Origin of the sequence: Bacteroides sp. An269, from assembly GCF_002159755.1 — a bacterium.
GTDB lineage: Bacteria > Bacteroidota > Bacteroidia > Bacteroidales > Bacteroidaceae > Phocaeicola > Phocaeicola intestinalis.
This window is the reverse complement of the sequence record NZ_NFJG01000010.1, coordinates 20,408-37,256: the sequence shown is the minus strand read 5'-3', so window position 1 is coordinate 37,256 and position 16,849 is coordinate 20,408. Positions and strand designations below refer to the sequence as shown.

General features: G+C 45.0%; 17 protein-coding genes. 5 read left to right on the top strand and 12 right to left on the bottom strand.

Annotated elements, in window-relative coordinates; all coding sequences use genetic code 11:
• Positions 1–129: 129 nt before the first annotated feature.
• Positions 130–1,437, top strand: coding sequence for an inositol-3-phosphate synthase (locus tag B5F71_RS03885; RefSeq protein WP_087207820.1), 1,308 nt, complete (start codon positions 130–132; stop codon positions 1,435–1,437).
• Between the two features lie 469 nt (positions 1,438–1,906).
• Here B5F71_RS03885 and B5F71_RS03880 read toward each other — a convergent pair whose 3' ends face one another.
• The 7 genes from B5F71_RS03880 to B5F71_RS03850 form a co-directional block, all read right to left on the bottom strand.
• The gene (locus B5F71_RS03880) at positions 1,907–2,479 is read right to left on the bottom strand and encodes an AraC family transcriptional regulator (protein WP_022039451.1); all 573 of its coding nucleotides are present in this window, start codon (positions 2,477–2,479) and stop codon (positions 1,907–1,909) included.
• Between the two features lie 6 nt (positions 2,480–2,485).
• Complete coding sequence (locus B5F71_RS03875; RefSeq protein WP_087207818.1) at positions 2,486–3,628, bottom strand: AMP-binding protein; 1,143 nt, start codon at positions 3,626–3,628, stop codon at positions 2,486–2,488.
• Entirely contained in the window at positions 3,625–4,707 is a 1,083-nt protein-coding gene (locus B5F71_RS03870) for an o-succinylbenzoate synthase (protein WP_087207816.1), read from the bottom strand. The genes B5F71_RS03875 and B5F71_RS03870 overlap by 4 nt, the downstream gene beginning before the upstream one ends.
• Before the next feature lie 19 nt (positions 4,708–4,726).
• Positions 4,727–5,548 carry a 1,4-dihydroxy-2-naphthoyl-CoA synthase gene (gene menB / locus B5F71_RS03865; RefSeq protein ID WP_022039454.1) on the bottom strand — a complete coding sequence of 274 codons (822 nt, stop codon included), beginning with the start codon at positions 5,546–5,548 and terminating at the stop codon, positions 4,727–4,729.
• Between the two features lie 11 nt (positions 5,549–5,559).
• Positions 5,560–7,206 (bottom strand): 2-succinyl-5-enolpyruvyl-6-hydroxy-3-cyclohexene-1-carboxylic-acid synthase, encoded by a 1,647-nt coding sequence (menD, locus tag B5F71_RS03860; RefSeq protein ID WP_087207814.1) that lies wholly within the window; start codon positions 7,204–7,206, stop codon positions 5,560–5,562.
• A 363-nt stretch (positions 7,207–7,569) separates the two neighbouring features.
• Positions 7,570–8,709 (bottom strand): isochorismate synthase, encoded by a 1,140-nt coding sequence (locus B5F71_RS03855; protein ID WP_022039456.1) that lies wholly within the window; start codon positions 8,707–8,709, stop codon positions 7,570–7,572.
• Positions 8,706–9,131, bottom strand: a complete 426-nt coding sequence (locus tag B5F71_RS03850) for a PaaI family thioesterase (protein ID WP_087207811.1) — start codon at positions 9,129–9,131, stop codon at positions 8,706–8,708. The genes B5F71_RS03855 and B5F71_RS03850 overlap by 4 nt, the downstream gene beginning before the upstream one ends.
• Before the next feature lie 122 nt (positions 9,132–9,253).
• On the opposite strand from B5F71_RS03850, the gene B5F71_RS03845 reads away from it, so the two are divergent.
• On the top strand, positions 9,254–10,204 hold the full coding sequence (locus tag B5F71_RS03845; RefSeq protein WP_087207840.1) for a DMT family transporter: 951 nt from the start codon (positions 9,254–9,256) through the stop codon (positions 10,202–10,204).
• On the opposite strand, the gene bla is transcribed toward B5F71_RS03845, so the two are convergent.
• From bla to B5F71_RS03820, 5 genes are all read right to left on the bottom strand, one after another.
• Positions 10,175–11,059, bottom strand: coding sequence for a class A beta-lactamase (gene bla / locus B5F71_RS03840; RefSeq protein WP_241148546.1), 885 nt, complete (start codon positions 11,057–11,059; stop codon positions 10,175–10,177). The genes B5F71_RS03845 and bla overlap by 30 nt on opposite strands.
• A 31-nt stretch (positions 11,060–11,090) precedes the next feature.
• Positions 11,091–11,639, bottom strand: a complete 549-nt coding sequence (locus B5F71_RS03835) for a hypothetical protein (RefSeq protein WP_087207809.1) — start codon at positions 11,637–11,639, stop codon at positions 11,091–11,093.
• The gene (locus tag B5F71_RS03830) at positions 11,636–12,016 is read right to left on the bottom strand and encodes a hypothetical protein (protein ID WP_022039461.1); all 381 of its coding nucleotides are present in this window, start codon (positions 12,014–12,016) and stop codon (positions 11,636–11,638) included. Before B5F71_RS03830 ends, B5F71_RS03835 begins: the two co-directional genes overlap by 4 nt.
• Positions 12,017–12,026: 10 nt before the next feature.
• Positions 12,027–12,503 (bottom strand): GNAT family N-acetyltransferase, encoded by a 477-nt coding sequence (locus tag B5F71_RS03825; RefSeq protein ID WP_087207807.1) that lies wholly within the window; start codon positions 12,501–12,503, stop codon positions 12,027–12,029.
• Positions 12,504–12,691: 188 nt separating this feature from the next.
• Positions 12,692–14,068: an NAD(P)/FAD-dependent oxidoreductase gene (locus B5F71_RS03820; RefSeq protein WP_022039463.1), complete on the bottom strand. Its 1,377-nt coding sequence runs from the start codon at positions 14,066–14,068 to the stop codon at positions 12,692–12,694.
• Positions 14,069–14,230: 162 nt separating this feature from the next.
• Between B5F71_RS03820 and B5F71_RS03815 the strand changes: the two genes are divergently transcribed.
• The 3 genes from B5F71_RS03815 to B5F71_RS03805 all read left to right on the top strand — a co-directional run bounded on the left by B5F71_RS03815 (position 14,231) and on the right by B5F71_RS03805 (position 16,782).
• On the top strand, positions 14,231–14,794 hold the full coding sequence (locus tag B5F71_RS03815) for a DapH/DapD/GlmU-related protein (RefSeq protein WP_022039464.1): 564 nt from the start codon (positions 14,231–14,233) through the stop codon (positions 14,792–14,794).
• Positions 14,795–14,890: 96 nt separating this feature from the next.
• Positions 14,891–16,069, top strand: coding sequence for a MalY/PatB family protein (locus B5F71_RS03810; protein ID WP_087207805.1), 1,179 nt, complete (start codon positions 14,891–14,893; stop codon positions 16,067–16,069).
• Positions 16,070–16,269: 200 nt separating this feature from the next.
• Positions 16,270–16,782: an ECF transporter S component gene (locus B5F71_RS03805; RefSeq protein WP_087207803.1), complete on the top strand. Its 513-nt coding sequence runs from the start codon at positions 16,270–16,272 to the stop codon at positions 16,780–16,782.
• The last annotated feature ends 67 nt before the right edge of the window (positions 16,783–16,849 follow it).

Sequence of the window (16,849 nt, the reverse complement as noted above, 5' to 3'; positions counted from 1 at the left end):
AAGCAACAAAAAAGGCAAAAGACATTTATTTTATTGATAAAAAGTCTACCTTTACGCGGCAAATGTAAGTGAAAAGAAAATTCATTACCTTATTAATGTTAATATAAAAACCGAAAAACTTATTAGAAAATGGGAAAAGTGAATGTACAACCTGCCACTGGGAAATTAGGTGTGCTGTGTGTTGGTCTAGGAGCTGTAGCTACTACATTTATTACAGGTGTCTTGATGGTAAGAAAAGGGTTGGCAAAGCCTGTTGGTTCGATGACTCAATATGACAAGATTCGTGTAGGACGTGGGAACGATAAGAAATACCTTCATTATAATGAAATTGTCCCGATGGCAGATTTGAATGACATTGTGTTTGGCGCATGGGATGTATATCCGGCCAATGCATACGAATCTGCAATCAATTGCGAAGTGTTAAAGGAAAAGGATATTAATCCGGTGAAAGATGAGTTGGAGAAAATCGTGCCGATGAAAGCAGCTTTCGACCATAATTATGCCAAACGTCTGGACGGGAAAAACGTGAAGGATTGTGCTACGCGATGGGATATGATGGAAGCCTTGCGCAAAGACATACGTGATTTTAAGGAAGCGAACGGATGCAGCCGCATTGTGGTATTGTGGGCAGCTTCTACTGAAATTTATGTGCCGGTGAACGAATCTGTGCACGGGACATTGGCTGATTTTGAACAGGCAATGAAGAATGATGACCGTGAAAACATTGCTCCATCCATGTGTTATGCCTATGCGGCTCTTGCCGAAGGTGCACCGTTTATTATGGGAGCTCCCAATACGACAGTGGATATTCCTGCGATGTGGGAAATGGCAAAAAAGACAAAGATGCCTATTGCCGGGAAAGACTTTAAGACAGGGCAGACATTGGTGAAATCTGGTTTTGCGCCGATTATCGGTACACGTTGTCTGGGATTGTCGGGGTGGTTCTCTACAAATATTTTGGGCAATCGGGATGGACTGGTTTTGGACGAACCTGCCAATTTCCATACTAAGGAAGTAAGTAAACTCTCTACCCTGGAATCTATTCTGATGCCTGAAAATCAGCCGGATTTGTATTCGGACTATTACCATAAGGTACGTATCAATTATTATCCTCCGCGCAATGACAATAAGGAAGGATGGGATAATATTGACATCTTCGGATGGATGGGGTATCCGATGCAGATCAAGATAAATTTCTTATGCCGTGATTCTATTCTTGCAGCTCCACTTTGTCTTGACTTGGTATTGTTGAGCGATTTAGCGGCACGTGCCGGACGTTACGGCATCCAACGTTTCTTGAGTTTCTTCCTCAAGAGTCCGATGCACGACTATACACAGCATGAAGTTCCTGTCAATCATCTCTTCCAGCAATATGTGATGCTGAAGAATGCCCTTCGGGAAATGGGCGGTTATGAAGCTGACGAAGAAATCGATTAATGTTTTTAGAAGCTGTTTTGAATTTATCGTCCAAAGCACACACGAAAACGGATACATCAAGCCAAGAAAAACTTTTTGGAGAAATTCAAAACAGCTTCTTAGTCGTTTGGAGAGGGATATTCCGTAAATAGTCATCTCTTGATAATTTATGAGCCTGTTTAAAAAAAGTAACAGGCTCTATATTTTAGCGAGATATTGTTGGGTAGAGCAGTATCTCGCTGTCTTTTTCAATGAGTTTCAAATTCCTGTGAAAGTTTTATGGATGTCCTGTAATTTGTCAATCCGGCTAAGTTGAAAATGCAGTAGTACTGCGTTTGCTGATGCAGTATATATCCGTAGGCGAATGCAGTATATATTCAACCGCAGTTGCAGTATATATTCAACCGCGGATGCAGTATATATTCATTTTTCAGAGGTATATATTGGCTGTTTGCGGGCATTTATTAAAAGTTTTCTTGTTTTGATGTATTCACACTTCATCCAGTGGTTTGAGCTTGGGATGTTTTAATTGCTTGAACTGAGTGGGCGAAAGTCCGGTGACGGAACGGAACTGAGAACTGAGATGGGCTGAACTGGAATAATGTAGCTTGTCTGCTATTTCGCTGATAGATAATTCATCGTACACTAAAAGTTCTTTAACACGTTCTATTTTTTGAGCAATGTAGTATTTTTCGATGGTAATGCCGTTGGTTTCGGTGAACAGCTTGCTGAGCGAGCTATAATCACGGTGGCATTGACGGCTGATGTAGTCGGACAGGTTCTGCTGTTCTGGGAGGTCATCATGGTGTACGTATTGAATGACGGCGGTGCGTACTTGTTCGATGATGCGTGTACGCTTGTCGTCAATCCATTCGAATCCGCAGTCTGTCAATTCCTTGCGAATGATGCCGGCTGTTTCCTTTGGTAGCGGCTGCGCAAGTATGACCGTACCCAGTTCGATGCTGGAAGGCTCGAAGCCGTGCTTTTGGAAAATCTGGTTCACGATGATGATGCACCGGCGGCACACCATATTTTTGATATGGATGGTAGTATGGCAGTTCATAGAAACTTATGGTGTGTTGGTGTCACTGGCTATTCTTTTGGCTTTTGCTCTGTCAGGCTTCCCTGTTTCTGTCAATGGAAGTTTGTCGGTGAGTATGATTTGCTTCGGTACCCAGTAAGCTGGTAAATATTGGAAAGCCTTGTCGAACTTTTTTTGTTCGTTGTCTGGCAGAGATGTGCCAGAGGCTTGTACAAGTAGCACGACGCGTTCGCCGAACTTGACATCGGGTACCGAGGTTACCATGAATGGTAGTGGAAGCAAAGGTTGCAGGATTGCTTCTATCTGTTCGATTTGTACTTTTACTCCTCCCGTGTTGATGGTATTGTCTTTCCTGCCGATGACACGGAATTGTCCGGATGCGTTAAATACAACAATGTCGTTGGTCGTGAGTCGTTCCGGACAGACCCAAGGAGCATCAATAACCAATGTTCCTTCGTCTGACTGGGAAAGTGTGACGTTTTCGAGTGGGGTGTACCATTCCGAAGCTCCTTTGCCGTTCAGTTTTCGTAGTGCGATATGTGAAAGGGTTTCTGTCATGCCATATGTGCTCCATATATTATTGGGAAAGGTTTGCAGGGCTTGCACGATAGTTGGGTCTATGGCTCCTCCGCCGATGATGAGTTGGTCGACAGCCTTCATCCGTTCGCATTCTTCAGGAACTTGCAATGAATTGAATACTTGCATTGGAATCAGGGCGGCAAATGTCGGGTGAATATCCAGCTGTTGGAAAGGATGTCCGCAGGGAGTGATTGGAATCAGGTCAAGACCGGCCACCAAGGCACGTACCACGACCATTTTTCCGGCAATGTATTTCAGTGGCATGCAAAGCAGGGCTGTGTCACCATGGTGGAGCCGGAGGAACGAAACCGTCAGCATTGCACTGTTCATCATGCGTCGTTTTTCCACATAGAGTTTTTTGGGGGTGCCGGTGGAGCCAGATGTGTGTACGCTGACCGTATCTTCATCGTTGAACCATTCGGTCAGAAAATCGGCCAGTGATGCCAGAAAATTGTCGCTTTCCGCAGGTTTGCGGAAAAGGATTTGCAGCCGGCTGAAGCAACCGGCTGTGGCTCGTGCATCATCGGCAGTATAGGTTTTCCCGTTGATGGTTATGGTTTGTCGGGATATTTCTGTATTGAAGTCATTCATGAATTATATATTTTTTCGTTTCCTTGCCAATTGAAGTATGCATTCCAGTCCGGCTCAGGTTGTTCGGGCAAATACCAGAGACAGTCACCTTTGATGCGAAGTGGGTAGGGAATGTTGTCTGTGAATAGCATGCCTGTGCCCAGTCCTTGCGGTATTTGAGGATGCATGGTAGCACACCATTGCGCAATACTATTCAGTCCGACATTTGATTCGAGTGCTGAAGTTACCCACGAACCGATTCCTCTTTCTTGTGCCAATCGTATCCATTCTTCCGAGCCGTTCATGCCTCCATGCAGTGACGGCTTTAGGATGATGTATTGCGGGCGGATTTGGTCAAGCAGTTCGGCCTTTTGTTCTGGAAGGTTTATACCGATTAATTCTTCATCAAGTGCTATTGGTATGGGAGTGTTCTGGCATAGCTTCGCCAGTGTGTCCCATTGTCCGGCACGGATGGGCTGTTCGATGGAATGCAAGTGGAAATGGCTGAGCTGTTCCAGTTTGGCTGGAGCTTCATCAGGCGAAAAGGCACCGTTGGCATCTACCCGCAGTTCGATTTCTTCGGGTGAGAAGTAACGGCGGATGTGAGCCAACAGTTCCAGTTCTTGTTCGAAATCAATAGCCCCGATTTTTACCTTGATGCATCGGAATCCTGCATGCATTTTTTCTTCGATACGATGATACATCTCATTGAAGTTTCCCATCCAGATGAGTCCATTGATGGGAATACCTTCTTTACCTTTAGTAAAAGGAGTGTCCCAGAACTGCAGACAGCCTGCTTGTAAGTGGCGGAATGCGGTTTCCAGTCCGAACAGCATGGACGGATAAGTGCGCAGAGCCTCGTAGTCGATGATGCCGTGCTCGGCCGTTTGCAGGCAATGGCAGGTCAGTACGTCCTCATAATCGGGTATGTCATCACAACTCAGTGCTGGCAGTGGAGCACATTCTCCGATGCCGTATTTACCGGTCTCTGAATCTTTCAATATCAGGTACCAGACGTTACGGGTGCGGTACACACCGCGTGAAGTCCCGGCAGGTTGTTTGAAATGCAAAGTGCGGGGGATGATTTTTATGGTGTACATAAGCGAGGTGTTTTAATAATTATGGCAGTTTCGGGTATTTAGACCAGTCGGGTTTGCGCTTTTCCAAGAAGGCCTTTCCTCCTTCCTGCGCTTCCTCGGTCATATAGTAAAGCATTGTCGCGTCGCCGGCCAGTTCCTGAATGCCGGATTGTCCGTCGAGTTCGGCATTCAGTCCTGCTTTTATCATCCGAATGGCAAGTGGGCTGTGCTGCATGATGGTTTCTGCCCATTCCACCACCTCGTCTTCCAGACGGTCGAATGGTACGACTTTGTTGACTAATCCCATTTCCAATGCTTCTTGAGCTGAATACTGGCGGCAGAGGAACCATATTTCGCGCGCTTTCTTTTGTCCGACCACACGTGCCAGATAAGAAGAGCCGAATCCGGCATCGAAACTACCTACGCGTGGACCGGTTTGTCCGAAGATTGCGTTTTCGGAGGCAATGCTCAAGTCGCATACTACGTGGAGCACATGTCCGCCTCCAATGGCGTATCCGTTTACCATGGCAATGACAGGTTTCGGGATGGAGCGGATTTGCTTCTGTACGTCAAGGATATTCAGACGGGGTACTCCATCGCTGCCTACATAACCTCCGTGTCCTTTCACGTGCATGTCGCCACCCGAGCAAAATGCTTTATCGCCAGCTCCGGTAAGTACGACTACGCGGATGTCGGAGCATTCGCGGCAGTAGACCAATGCATTACTGATTTCGTTGGTCGTATCAGGAGTAAATGCATTGCGATATCTGGGGCGATTGATAGTGATTTTTGCGATGCCGTTGTAGAAGTCGAAAAGAATATCGTTGTATTCCTTGATGGTTTTCCATTCTCTTTGTGCCATAATTCGTATGTTTATTGTTTCAGTTTGTGATAATATGCTTTTAATAAATCTGTATCGTGGGTCTTGTCGGTAAATACTTCCAGTAACAGTGGGTGAGGAGTGGGGTTAGGTTGTGTAAATACGTCTAATGCAGTCTGCAACTCGGTATCGTTGTGGGTGCATAAGTAATCGAATCCCCTGTCTTCTGCCCATGCTTTGCCAGATGCATGGTGTGTGCCGATGACAAAGTGGTGTGTGTGCTCGTCCAAGGAAAGCCCAGGCAGGGCGTGGAAGATTTCGCCTCCTTCGTTGTTCAGCAATAAGATGCGCACGTTGTTCCGGTAGTTCGGATTCCACAAGGCATTCATATCGTAAAAGAAACTTAGGTCGCCTATCAGGATAAAGTTCAGCTGGTTTGAAACACTAGCGTATCCGATTGCCGTTGATAAAGAACCTTCGATACCGTTTACACCCCGATTCGACTGTACTTCTACGCCTGTGGGCAAATCGAACAGTTGGGCGTAACGCACTGTCGAGCTGTTGGCTAAATGGAGTGTGCAAGGGTTAGGAAGCCTGCGGATAACCTCGCCGATGGCTTTCATTTGCGAATAGGCGAAAATGGCGTGGTCGAGGTTCTGTACTTTTGCTCTCCACGTCTGCGGATAATCAGAGCCGGGAAGGTTTTGTAGCTGTACCACTTGTTGCCAGAATGCGTGCGGTTCTATTTCGATAACCGTGCTGAGCGAGCCGAACAGGTCGACTATATTTCCGTCAGCACTTATGTGCCAATGCTCCATAGGCGGATGCTGACGTAAGAATTTTTTCAGACGCTTCGAGATGATATGCCCTCCATAGGTAATCAGTAATTCGGGACACATAGTTTCTTGTGCGCTGTTATCCATTGAATAGAGCAGTTGGTCGATATGTGTGATGGCCTGTTCGGGCAGGGTGGGATTGTTGATGTTTTCGACAATCCAAGCGAAATGCTTATATAATGTGGTATATTGTTCGGGGGTAAATGTTCGTCGACGGTTCATCTGTCCTGCCACCACCATACGTCTGGTGTATTGCCGGAGACGGTCGGCAAGCTGATTGTTCCAACCCTGATAGCGGGAAATGACACGCACATCAGGCAATTGGGTAACGGGAAACTGGAAGAATGGTTCGCTGACAGGCACGTTGATATGAACCGGTCCTTTGCCGTGATGGCAGGTTTCCAGTAAAGCTTCGTTGATGAGGCGGTTGCAGAACCATTCGTCTTCATCTGTCTGAATATCAGGTAGGTTGACCGATTTCTTGACCAGCGTGCCGAATACTCCAGGTTGAGGCAAGGTTTGTCCGTCCATTTGTCCAATCCAAGCAGCTGGACGATCGGCGGAGATTACCACCAAAGGTACTTGCTGGTAATAAGCTTCAGATATTGCTGGATGCAGGTTGAGCAAAGCACTTCCGGATGTGCAGCATACGGCAACGGTCGTATTGTCGTGAAGTGCCAGGCCAATGGCAAAGAAGCCGGCACTTCGTTCGTCGGTCATTGGGTAACATACAAAATCGGGGATGTGGGCGAATGTTTGTACCAGCGGGATGTCTCGGCTTCCCGGGCAAAGTACAATTCTTCGGATGCCATGTGCACGAAGCAAGGCAGCTAGCTGTAATATATTTTTCTTATGAGTATACATGCTTTTTATTTTGTCAAATAGCTTTTTGTGCGCTTTCCTACAACTGTTTTTTATGCAAATTATATGTGCGGTTGCAGATTTATACGTACGTTCGTATTTATTATTAAATGCATGTCCACCAACAGCCAATACATACCCCTGAAACAATGAATATATACTGCAACTGCGGTTGAATATATACTGCATCCGCCTACGGATATATACTTTATCGGCAAATGCAGTGTTACTGCGTTTGCAATTCAGTGGCTTGGCTAATTGCGGATATTCATTATTATTAATAATATTATTAATGTGCAGATGTGTTTAAAACCCGATTTGTTATGATATCCAATAGCCTGTTTTTATTCATCTTCTTCTCTTTTATTATAGTATACTTAGCATGGTATTTAATTTTTGTCGTGTTTCTTCCCATTCAGACTCTAGTGTGGATGAGGATAGGATACCTCCTCCGGCATATAGCGTACTTCTTTTACCTTCAATATTCATACAGCGCAGATTGACGTAAAGTGAAGTGTCTTCTTCCGGGTCAAGCCAACCGATAATTCCGGCATAATAACGTCGGTCGTATCCTTCGTTTTCGTTGATGAATTCGTATGTTTCGTTTTTAGGGAGTCCACATACTGCCGGTGTCGGATGTAGTTCGTACAAGATATTTCCTACTTGTGAGGCATCTTTCAGAATGAAATTGAAATCAGTTTTTAAATGCACCAGTTGACCAGCCCGTGCTGGATAAGGACCTTTTTCAGTGATTTTATTTCCAAACTGTTTTATGGTACGACGTATGTAGTCACTAACAAAAGCTTGTTCGCGTATATTCTTATCACTCCAGTCGGTCGGTATGACATCTCCTTGCATGGGCATAGTGCCAGCAAGGGAGACTGTATGCCATTGGGTACCATGTCCGCTAAGGATGATTTCCGGAGTACTTCCTAGCCAGGTACCAGTTTCAGGGGTATGGCAAAGGGAAATCATCATGCGTGGATAATTATTGCAAGCATTGATAAAAGAGGTGAGAGGCGAAAAGCCGTCAGGCAATTCCAGAAAAGTACGGCGTGACAATACCAGTTTTTGGAACTGCTTTTGCTGTAAGGGAGCAATGAATCGTTCGAATGCTTGACGATAATTTTCCCATTCTTTATCTGAAGCTTTCTGGGTGATGAAAGATGCTGTTTTAGAAAACGGCAATTCGGTCTGGGTAGGAATGAGGTCTGTTCGATCCTGCACCAAACGGGTTAATGTTTCGCTGATAGCTTCCCAATCATGTTCAACATGAGTTGGGCGAATCAAAACAATGGGATGTTGCTCTGTACGGCGGAAAGGAGCCAACAGAAAACCGCGTTGTCCGTTCAAATCAGTCAGGCTGTCAATGATTTGTGTGTTTCCACTTTCTTGCAATACCAATATAGGCATATCAGTCCACGGTTGACGGTAGAGGGCAAAGTTTACCGTGCTTCGTGTCAGGTTGTCTATCAGTTTGTGTATGTAAATGGAAGGTTGGTTCATGGCCGTTTCTTTATGATAAGATTGACAACACGTGCGGTAGACACCAGTTTGCCCTCGGGAGTGATGATGTCCACGTTCCATACATGCTGTGTGCGTCCCCGGTGTACAATATTCGCATGAGCTTCCACGTAACGTCCTTCTCCTACGGGAGTCATGCTTACATGGTTGGCGCTGACCTGTATGCCTACCGGCTCTTCGTCTTCAGCGCACAAGTGTATCGAACCATATCCGCTGACGATTTCAGCGAAAGCCAGTGATGCTCCTCCGTTCAGTATGTCGACAGGGGTGCAAGGACGTGCTGTATTGTCGTTTACGGGCATGGTTGCTTTTACATGTCCGTCTTTCATTTCCACCAGTTTGATGCCTAAGAATCTTCCTATGGATTCTTTTAGTTCGTATGGTTTGCCAGGTTCTATTTGCATATTCTTCCTGTATTTTTAATTAATAACCATGCAAAGGTACATTTATTTTGTGGTATTTTCTATCTTTCGATTCAAATTCTGATGTATTTTTGCATCCGATTTAATAAGATGTTGTTATGGAAATGCAAAAACTAAAAGGACACGGAGCGATGCTTTGTGCCAATGCCATGTGGGGGCTGATGTCGCCACTGGCAAAACTTGTTATGTTGGGTGGACTGCTTACACCGTTGGTCGTGACAGACTTGCGCGTGTTTGGCGCGATGGTATTGTTTTGGATTGTTTCATTTTTTCGCAAACCGGAGCATGTGGGACATAAGGATTTGGCAAAGCTGTTTGTGGCTTCGTTGCTTGCCATTGTGTTCAATCAAGGATGTTTCATCTTCGGGGTAGGGCTTACTTCGCCTGCCGATGCTTCCATTATCACTACCAGCATGCCGCTGTGGGCGATGGTGCTTGCTGCTATTTTCCTGAAAGAGCCGATTACAGGGAAAAAGGTGCTGGGTATTGCTTTCGGTGCTACAGGAGCGTTGTTGCTAATCATGGGCAGTTCACATGCAGGGACGTCTTCAACTGTATCGGGCGACAAGAGCATCTGGGGTGATTTGCTGGTATTGATGGCACAGTTGAGTTATGCATTATATTTGGTGCTGTTCAAGAATTTCGTAGGCAAGTATTCGGTTTTCACGCTGATGAAATGGATGTTTACGTATGCTTTCATCTGTCTGCTTCCGTTTTCGTACAATGATTTGCTTGCCGCGGGCTGGGCTGGGCTGAGCTTGATGGAAATCGGTTCGCTTGCCTTCATCGTGGTAGGGAGTACATTCTTATGTTACATCCTGGTGGTAGTGGGACAGAAGAACCTGCGTCCTACAGTGGCAGGCATGTACAATTATGTACAGCCTGTTGTAGCATGCATCGTGGCAATTTGCTGGGGAATGGATTCTTTCAACTGGGTAAAAGGAGTTTCCATCTTATTGATATTCGGCGGTGTCTATTTGGTGACAATGAGCCGTTCGCGTGCCGAGCTGGAGGCTCATGAGGCGTCAGTGAAGGGTACGGAAGACAACCGCTGATATATCGGCTATCACTCTCTCAGTAGCTTCGAAACTTAGCTTGGAATGCTTCACGAATACGACAAGGGTATATCTTTTGCCGTTGGGAAGCAGGATGAAACCGGCATCGTTGATTCCTATCCATTCGCCTTGTTCGTTTTGGTCGGAGGTGCCGGTTTTATGTCCGATACGTGTTTCGGTGCCTTGTAAAGGGAAGGGCAGACGTGCCTTTCCTGTCTGGCAGTCAAGTAAGGTTTCGCGGATAAAGTGGGTATATGAGGTATCAATCGGCAAAGTTTCGGCAGCCAATCTGTCCATCAGCCGGGCGGTAGAGAGTGGTGTGCTCCAGTTATTATAACATAGAGCCAGATTTTTGTGCATGTCGTCTTCGGTGGCTGTAACGGCGAACTGGTCGCATCCGATAGTGCGGAGATACTTGTCTGTTTCTTCCGTACCGCCTATGTAGTCGAACAGAATGTCGCAGGCATTGTTATCGCTCAACTGGAGGGTATAAGTGAGCAATTCGCTGATTGGCAAACTGATGTTCCCTTCCGGATAACGGTCGCGCAACGGGCTGTAAGTATCGGGTCGTAAGTCTTCTTTGCGGATGAAGACAGAGGTAGAAAGGGGCAGGTGGTGCTTGTCCAGGTAATGTGCCACGGCGAGTGCCTGGTGATATTTCATTACGCTCATTAGCGGATAGCGGTCATCGTTGTTTATTGTTATGGTGTCTTTTCCATCGATAATGAGTGCTACACCCACGTGTGCATCTGTGTTTGCTGTGATTTGTTGGATTTGTTCTTGCAGTGGATGAGTGGCTTGCGAGGATAATGTGCAAAAGGTATAGAGTATAATTAAAAGGAGTAGTTTCATCATTTGTAAAGTTCGAATTTGGGTGAAAATTTTGTCAGTTGCTTTCTTTTTGCAGTATCTTCAACAGGTTCTTCCGTGAAGTACGTACTCCGGCAGGTAAAAAGTCAGGTTCCATCATTTCCAGTGTCGTACGTAATTCTGTTCGTAATTCCGGAAAATGTTTACACTGTTCGTAGGTCAGTTTCATGCACAGAGATTTGATACTGATGGCTGTTTGGGGACTAAGCATCTGCGAGAAACAGAAATCAAGGAAATCAGTGCGGAGGTTTTCGGGAGGAAAGGGTTGTCGCAGCAGCAACGTCAGCAGTAGACGGCGTTTTGTATTGCTGGCAGTATGCAGTGTTTCGTTTATCAGTTCATTCTGTTTGTCATACAGCCATTCGTTATTATGTAAATCGAAGTGTGTAAATATCCATGCAGCATTTTCGGCTATCCGTTTATTGTTGTCGAACAAGAGACGGTAAAGTGTAAGTTTTGCTGCATTGCCATCTGTACCTTGGGTGGCATGGCAGATTTCCAGGATATCATTTTCATGAATTTTGCCGGAAAGCCTTTGCCGGAGGATGGTTAAGGTGTAATTCATATACTTTTTTTTATGATAACAGGTGAAAGGGCAGTACTCAGTACGACAAGTATCCATAAATTACCTGTCATCGGATTGTATGCCGATACCAATTCATGGAAAGTTTGTCCGGTGCTTGTTCCGAATATAAGTTCGAAAGTGATAGTCAAGACCGTCCATAGGCAAGCAATGGCATAACGTTCTTTTTGATTCAATATGCCAACGCGAGGTAATAGTAGCCATGTCAAGAGAATGATAAGTCCGCTTAACAGAACACCGCTTACGGGCAAGGCCCATTGATGCAACAAGGGATGCAGGCAATACTGCCGTACACCACCATTGAGAATGGCGGCAGGAATGAAGCAAAGCCAAACAAGCAATGATTTTAAAATTCGCATATAGAGGTCTTTATAGTTCTTTTTTCATTACATAGTTTATCATTTCCAACCGTTTGGCACGTTTCTTTTGGCTTTTTTCCACACTATAGCCTTGTTTTTCAAAAAAAGGACGTGCCGTAATGCTGACTTCTGACGTGATTTGTGTTATACCGAAACGGCATGCATAGGCTTCTATTTCTGACAGGAGCTGGGATGCTATGCCTTTTCTTTGCCAATCCTTGTGAACAAACATTGAGTGCAGATAGCCATCAGCCCGAATAGAAACGAAGCCAATGATACGTCCTTCACTATCTAATGCTGCAAGGAAATAGAGTGTGGATAGCAGATTTTTCCAGTGGATTGTACTGTCACCGCATGATGCCCAGTCTTCTATTTCTGCAGGTGTGTAATTCTGAATGTTTACGGCCTGTATTGTAGAGCGGAACAGATTGCGCAGTTCGTCTATGTCGTTTATCGTGACTGTTCGGGTTGGGTAAGTTGTTTTCATGCATTCAACTATATAGGATAATGTTTGAGGATGTCTGGCTGATAAAGTGTATCGGTTCCTGACTGTGTAAAGATAAATAATTATCCGAAACAGGCTCGTCGTTTCCGAGGTTTCCCTGTTTGGAAAGACAAGTCTGTTTCAAGTTAAATGGTTGGGGTATCAATATTTGATTCCTGTACCTTGGTTTATTATTTGGACTGGCTTTTTTCGTCAGTTGCGTTTTGTTGCATTTCGTCTTCTCCCCAGTGGGTCTCGGCTTCACGTTTTTCACGCTCAATGACTTCTTGAGCTTTGCGCGGATAAAGAATCAGGCGGAGTGAATGGTCATAGGTCATGTAGCTCCACATCCAGTTGAGCAGGACATTGATTTTGTTTCGTACTCCTAAGATGGAACGCAGGTGGACTACCAGCCACAAGAACCAGGCTATCCAACCTTGGGTCTTCAGGGAACTGAATTCGGCTACAGCCTTGTTGCGGCCTACGGTAGCCATGCTTCCCAGGTTGCGGTAATGGAAAGGCTTCATGGCTTTTCCTTTCTGCAGGCGAATCAGGTTTTCAGCCAGTAGGCTTCCTTGTTGGATGGCTACTTGTGCAAGTTGCGGATGTCCGTAAGGATAGTCCTTGTCGCCGTTCATGATACATTGGTCGCCGATGCAGAATATGTTGTCGAAACCGTCAACTTTATTATATTGATTTACTTTGATGCGTCCTCCGCGTCCGATGGAACTGGATGGCATATTGCCGATAGCATTGGCACGTACACCACTTACCCAAATGAAAGTACGGGTAGGTATTTGTGTCCCATCTTCCAGAATAACCTTGTGGTCACGGTAGTCCAGCACTTTTTTGTCCAGCCATACGTTGATGCCCATTTCACGCAAGAATTCTGCCGATTTTTGCGAAGATACGGGAGCCATACCCGACAGCAGGCGGCTGCCTGCCTCTATCAAATAGATTTGCAGCAGGTTTTCGTTCATGTCCGGATAGTCTTTCGGAAGCACATACCGTTTCATTTCAGCCAATGCTCCGGCTATTTCCACACCGGTAGCTCCTCCACCGACAATAACGATATTCAACAATTCTCTGCGTTCTTGTTCGGTAGCGCAAGTCACGCTTCGTTCAAAGTTGCCCAGTAGGGCATTGCGTAATCCCATTGCTTCTTGTAGAGTCTTCATCGGAATGGCCTCTTTTTCAATGTTCTGGTTCCCGAAGAAGTTGGAAGTGGTTCCAGCAGCCAGAATCAAGTAATCGTATTCTACTTTACCGATAGAAGTCTGCAGGATGTTCTTTTCAGGAAAAATCAGCCGGGCTTCCGCCATACGGTAATTTACATGAGATTTTTTCCCGAATATTTTCCTGAAAGGAAACGAGATAGAACTCGGCTCAATGCCGGCAGATGCCACCTGGTAAATGAGTGGCGGAAACTGGTGATAATTGTTTTTGTCAATCAGGATTACCTGGAAATTGGATTTAGACAACTTGTCTGCTAGTTTGAGGCCTCCAAATCCTCCTCCTACAATGACAACTCTCTTTTTACCTTTTTCTCTTTCAATGTTGAAACTCATATCATTTTGTTTTTGTGTAAAGCTGGTGCAAAGTTACAACTTTATCAGGATTTAAACATATGTTTGGCGGTAAATTAGAGAAAAATTTCTGTAATTCGTATACAATCCGGTATTTGATATTTCATTACTTTTGCATTTGTAGAACAAAATACAGGTAAACTTATGGAATTGGAAGACTTTTTGGCTTATGTAAAGACCGGTAAAGCATTGGCAACGGAAGAAATCGGCCGCTTTATGGATGAAATGAGTGACGAAGCGCGTAAAGTGACCTTTCGTCTGAATGCAGCTTATCATACGCCTGACGAAGTACGGGCATTATTATCCGAGTTGTTTGGAAAACCTGTCGATCCGACTTTACGGGTATTTCCTCCTTTTTATACTGATTTCGGGAAAAATATAACTATCGGCAAACATGTGTTTATCAATGCCTGTTGCCATTTTCAGGATCATGGTGGCGTAACGTTGGGCGATGGATGTCAGATAGGGCATAATGTGGTATTTGCTACACTGAATCATGGCATTGCTCCGACAGACAGGAAAAACACTTATCCTGCCTCTATCGTGTTGGGTAAGAATGTGTGGGTAGGTTCGAATGCCACGATTTTGCAGGGGGTGACTATCGGTGACAATGCGGTCGTGGCTGCCGGTGCAGTGGTGACCAAGGATGTACCAGCCAATACTATTGTTGGTGGAGTGCCGGCGAAAGTGATTCGCAGGATAGACTGATAAATTTATGTAAAATAGGTAGTATTATCTGTAAACAGGATACAAGGATATGGATGGAACTGCCTATCTTTGTAACTGAAAAAACAACTGAAGACAATGAAATACAATTTCGATGAATTAACCGACCGCCGTCATACCGGTTCATATAAGTGGGATTCGGCTGTTGGAGAGGATGTGCTTCCAATGTGGGTGGCTGATATGGATTTCCAGACGGTTCCAGTTATTATCGAAGCATTGCAAAAGCGGGTGGCGCACGGTATTTTCGGCTATACAAAGGTGCCTGATACATATTACGAAGCCATTATCCGTTGGTTTTCCAGGCAACATGGATGGAGCATTGACCGTGAATGGATACAATATACCATCGGGGTCGTTCCAGCATTGTCTGCCATTATCAAGGCAATGACTTGTCCGGGAGATAAAGTCGTGGTACAGACACCTGTATACAATTGTTTCTTTTCTTCCATTCGCAACAATGGGTGTGAAATCGTGACAAGTCCTTTGTTGCGTGAAGGAGATACATACCGTGTTGATTATGCCGACTTGGAAGAAAAGGTTTCCGACCCGAAGGTTAAACTTTTTCTGTTATGTAATCCGCATAATCCTGCCGGGCGGGTATGGACACCCGAAGAGTTGCGCTGTATGGGAGAGATCTGCTTCCGTCACGATGTGTTTGTCGTGGCTGACGAAATACATTGCGAACTGGTCATGCCGGGATATGTCTATACGCCTTTCGCGTCATTGGGCGAGAAATTCCTGCAACATTCGGCTACCTGCATATCTCCCAGTAAGGCATTCAATCTGGCTGGTTTGCAAATTGCCAACATTGTATTGTGGAGTGAAGAGCTTCGTAAGAAAGTAGACCGTGCTATCAATATTAATGAGGTATGTGATGTAAATCCGTTCGGAGTAGCGGCGTTGATAGCTGCCTATAGTGAAGAGGGAGCTGAATGGTTGAAACAGTTGAATGCATACATTGCAGGCAATTATCAGTATATGCAGCATTTCTGTAACGAGCGTCTTCCACAGTTCCCGTTGATAAAACTGGAAGGGACGTATTTAGCATGGATGGATTGCTCAGTGCTTGCACTGAATGCAGAAGAAATAGAAACGCAGTTGTTGGACGAGGAAAAGCTGTGGCTCAATGCCGGTACGATGTACGGAGAAGCGGGTGAAGGCTTTATGCGTTGGAACTTGGCTTGTCCGCGCAGCAGGGTAGAAGAAGGGTTGCGGCGTTTTAGCTGTTTTGTAGAAAAGAAGGTGAAGAAAAACTGAAAATGGATGTCCATATTCAACTATACCATGCCTACAGAAAACGAAGATAACTTCATAAGCCATTTCAGATAACTGCTACAGCGTATGAAGATAACTGCAATGGCAAAGTAAGTATATATTCATTTGGCACATCATTATGGGAGGCTGATTACGGACATTCTAAACCTGAATATTTATTTAATTATTAAAATTAAAGTGTTATGGAATCTGTAGTAAAACTTTATTCGTTATCGTATTCGAATTCGAAGACGTATCTTGCGGCTTTGCTTTTCGTGGCAGGCAATATTGCTTTGCCTCAGCTTTTTCATTTGGCTCCACAAGGAGGAATGACGTGGTTGCCGATTTATTTCTTTACCTTGGTAGGGGCATATAAATATGGATGGAAGGTAGGTTTGCTTACCGCTATCGCTTCGCCATTGATTAATTCGGCATTGTTCGGTATGCCTGCTCCTGCGGTACTTCCTGCCATTTTGCTGAAATCTGTCTTGCTGGCTGCAGGTGCCGGATTCATGGCTCATCGTTTCCAGAAAGTATCGGTTCTGGCTCTATTGGCTGTAGTTTTATTCTATCAGGTGGTAGGTACGTTAGGCGAATGGGCATTCTTTGCCGATGGCTTTTATGCTGCCGTTCAGGATTTCCGTATAGGTATTCCGGGCATGTTGTTGCAAGTATTCGGAGGTTATGCTTTCATCCGTTATCTGATTCAGAAGTGATTTTTAATAATGTGCAAATATGAAAATGTGCTAATGTAATAATGAGTTAATGTGCTAATTCATTTTC

Bases quoted from the DNA above. Each gene is read 5' to 3' on its own strand.
- B5F71_RS03810 (WP_087207805.1), top strand. From the start codon at position 14,891: ATGAAATACAATTTCGATGAATTAACCGACCGCCGTCATACCGGTTCA.
- B5F71_RS03880 (WP_022039451.1), bottom strand. From the start codon at position 2,479: ATGAACTGCCATACTACCATCCATATCAAAAATATGGTGTGCCGCCGG.
- B5F71_RS03885 (WP_087207820.1), top strand. From the start codon at position 130: ATGGGAAAAGTGAATGTACAACCTGCCACTGGGAAATTAGGTGTGCTG.
- B5F71_RS03830 (WP_022039461.1), bottom strand. From the start codon at position 12,016: ATGCGAATTTTAAAATCATTGCTTGTTTGGCTTTGCTTCATTCCTGCC.
- menB (WP_022039454.1), bottom strand. From the start codon at position 5,548: ATGGCACAAAGAGAATGGAAAACCATCAAGGAATACAACGATATTCTT.
- B5F71_RS03850 (WP_087207811.1), bottom strand. From the start codon at position 9,131: ATGCAAATAGAACCTGGCAAACCATACGAACTAAAAGAATCCATAGGA.
- B5F71_RS03875 (WP_087207818.1), bottom strand. From the start codon at position 3,628: ATGAATGACTTCAATACAGAAATATCCCGACAAACCATAACCATCAAC.
- B5F71_RS03825 (WP_087207807.1), bottom strand. From the start codon at position 12,503: ATGAAAACAACTTACCCAACCCGAACAGTCACGATAAACGACATAGAC.
- B5F71_RS03820 (WP_022039463.1), bottom strand. From the start codon at position 14,068: ATGAGTTTCAACATTGAAAGAGAAAAAGGTAAAAAGAGAGTTGTCATT.
- B5F71_RS03835 (WP_087207809.1), bottom strand. From the start codon at position 11,639: ATGAATTACACCTTAACCATCCTCCGGCAAAGGCTTTCCGGCAAAATT.
- B5F71_RS03815 (WP_022039464.1), top strand. From the start codon at position 14,231: ATGGAATTGGAAGACTTTTTGGCTTATGTAAAGACCGGTAAAGCATTG.
- B5F71_RS03805 (WP_087207803.1), top strand. From the start codon at position 16,270: ATGGAATCTGTAGTAAAACTTTATTCGTTATCGTATTCGAATTCGAAG.
- bla (WP_241148546.1), bottom strand. From the start codon at position 11,059: ATGATGAAACTACTCCTTTTAATTATACTCTATACCTTTTGCACATTA.
- menD (WP_087207814.1), bottom strand. From the start codon at position 7,206: ATGTATACTCATAAGAAAAATATATTACAGCTAGCTGCCTTGCTTCGT.
- B5F71_RS03855 (WP_022039456.1), bottom strand. From the start codon at position 8,709: ATGAACCAACCTTCCATTTACATACACAAACTGATAGACAACCTGACA.
- B5F71_RS03845 (WP_087207840.1), top strand. From the start codon at position 9,254: ATGCAAAAACTAAAAGGACACGGAGCGATGCTTTGTGCCAATGCCATG.
- B5F71_RS03870 (WP_087207816.1), bottom strand. From the start codon at position 4,707: ATGTACACCATAAAAATCATCCCCCGCACTTTGCATTTCAAACAACCT.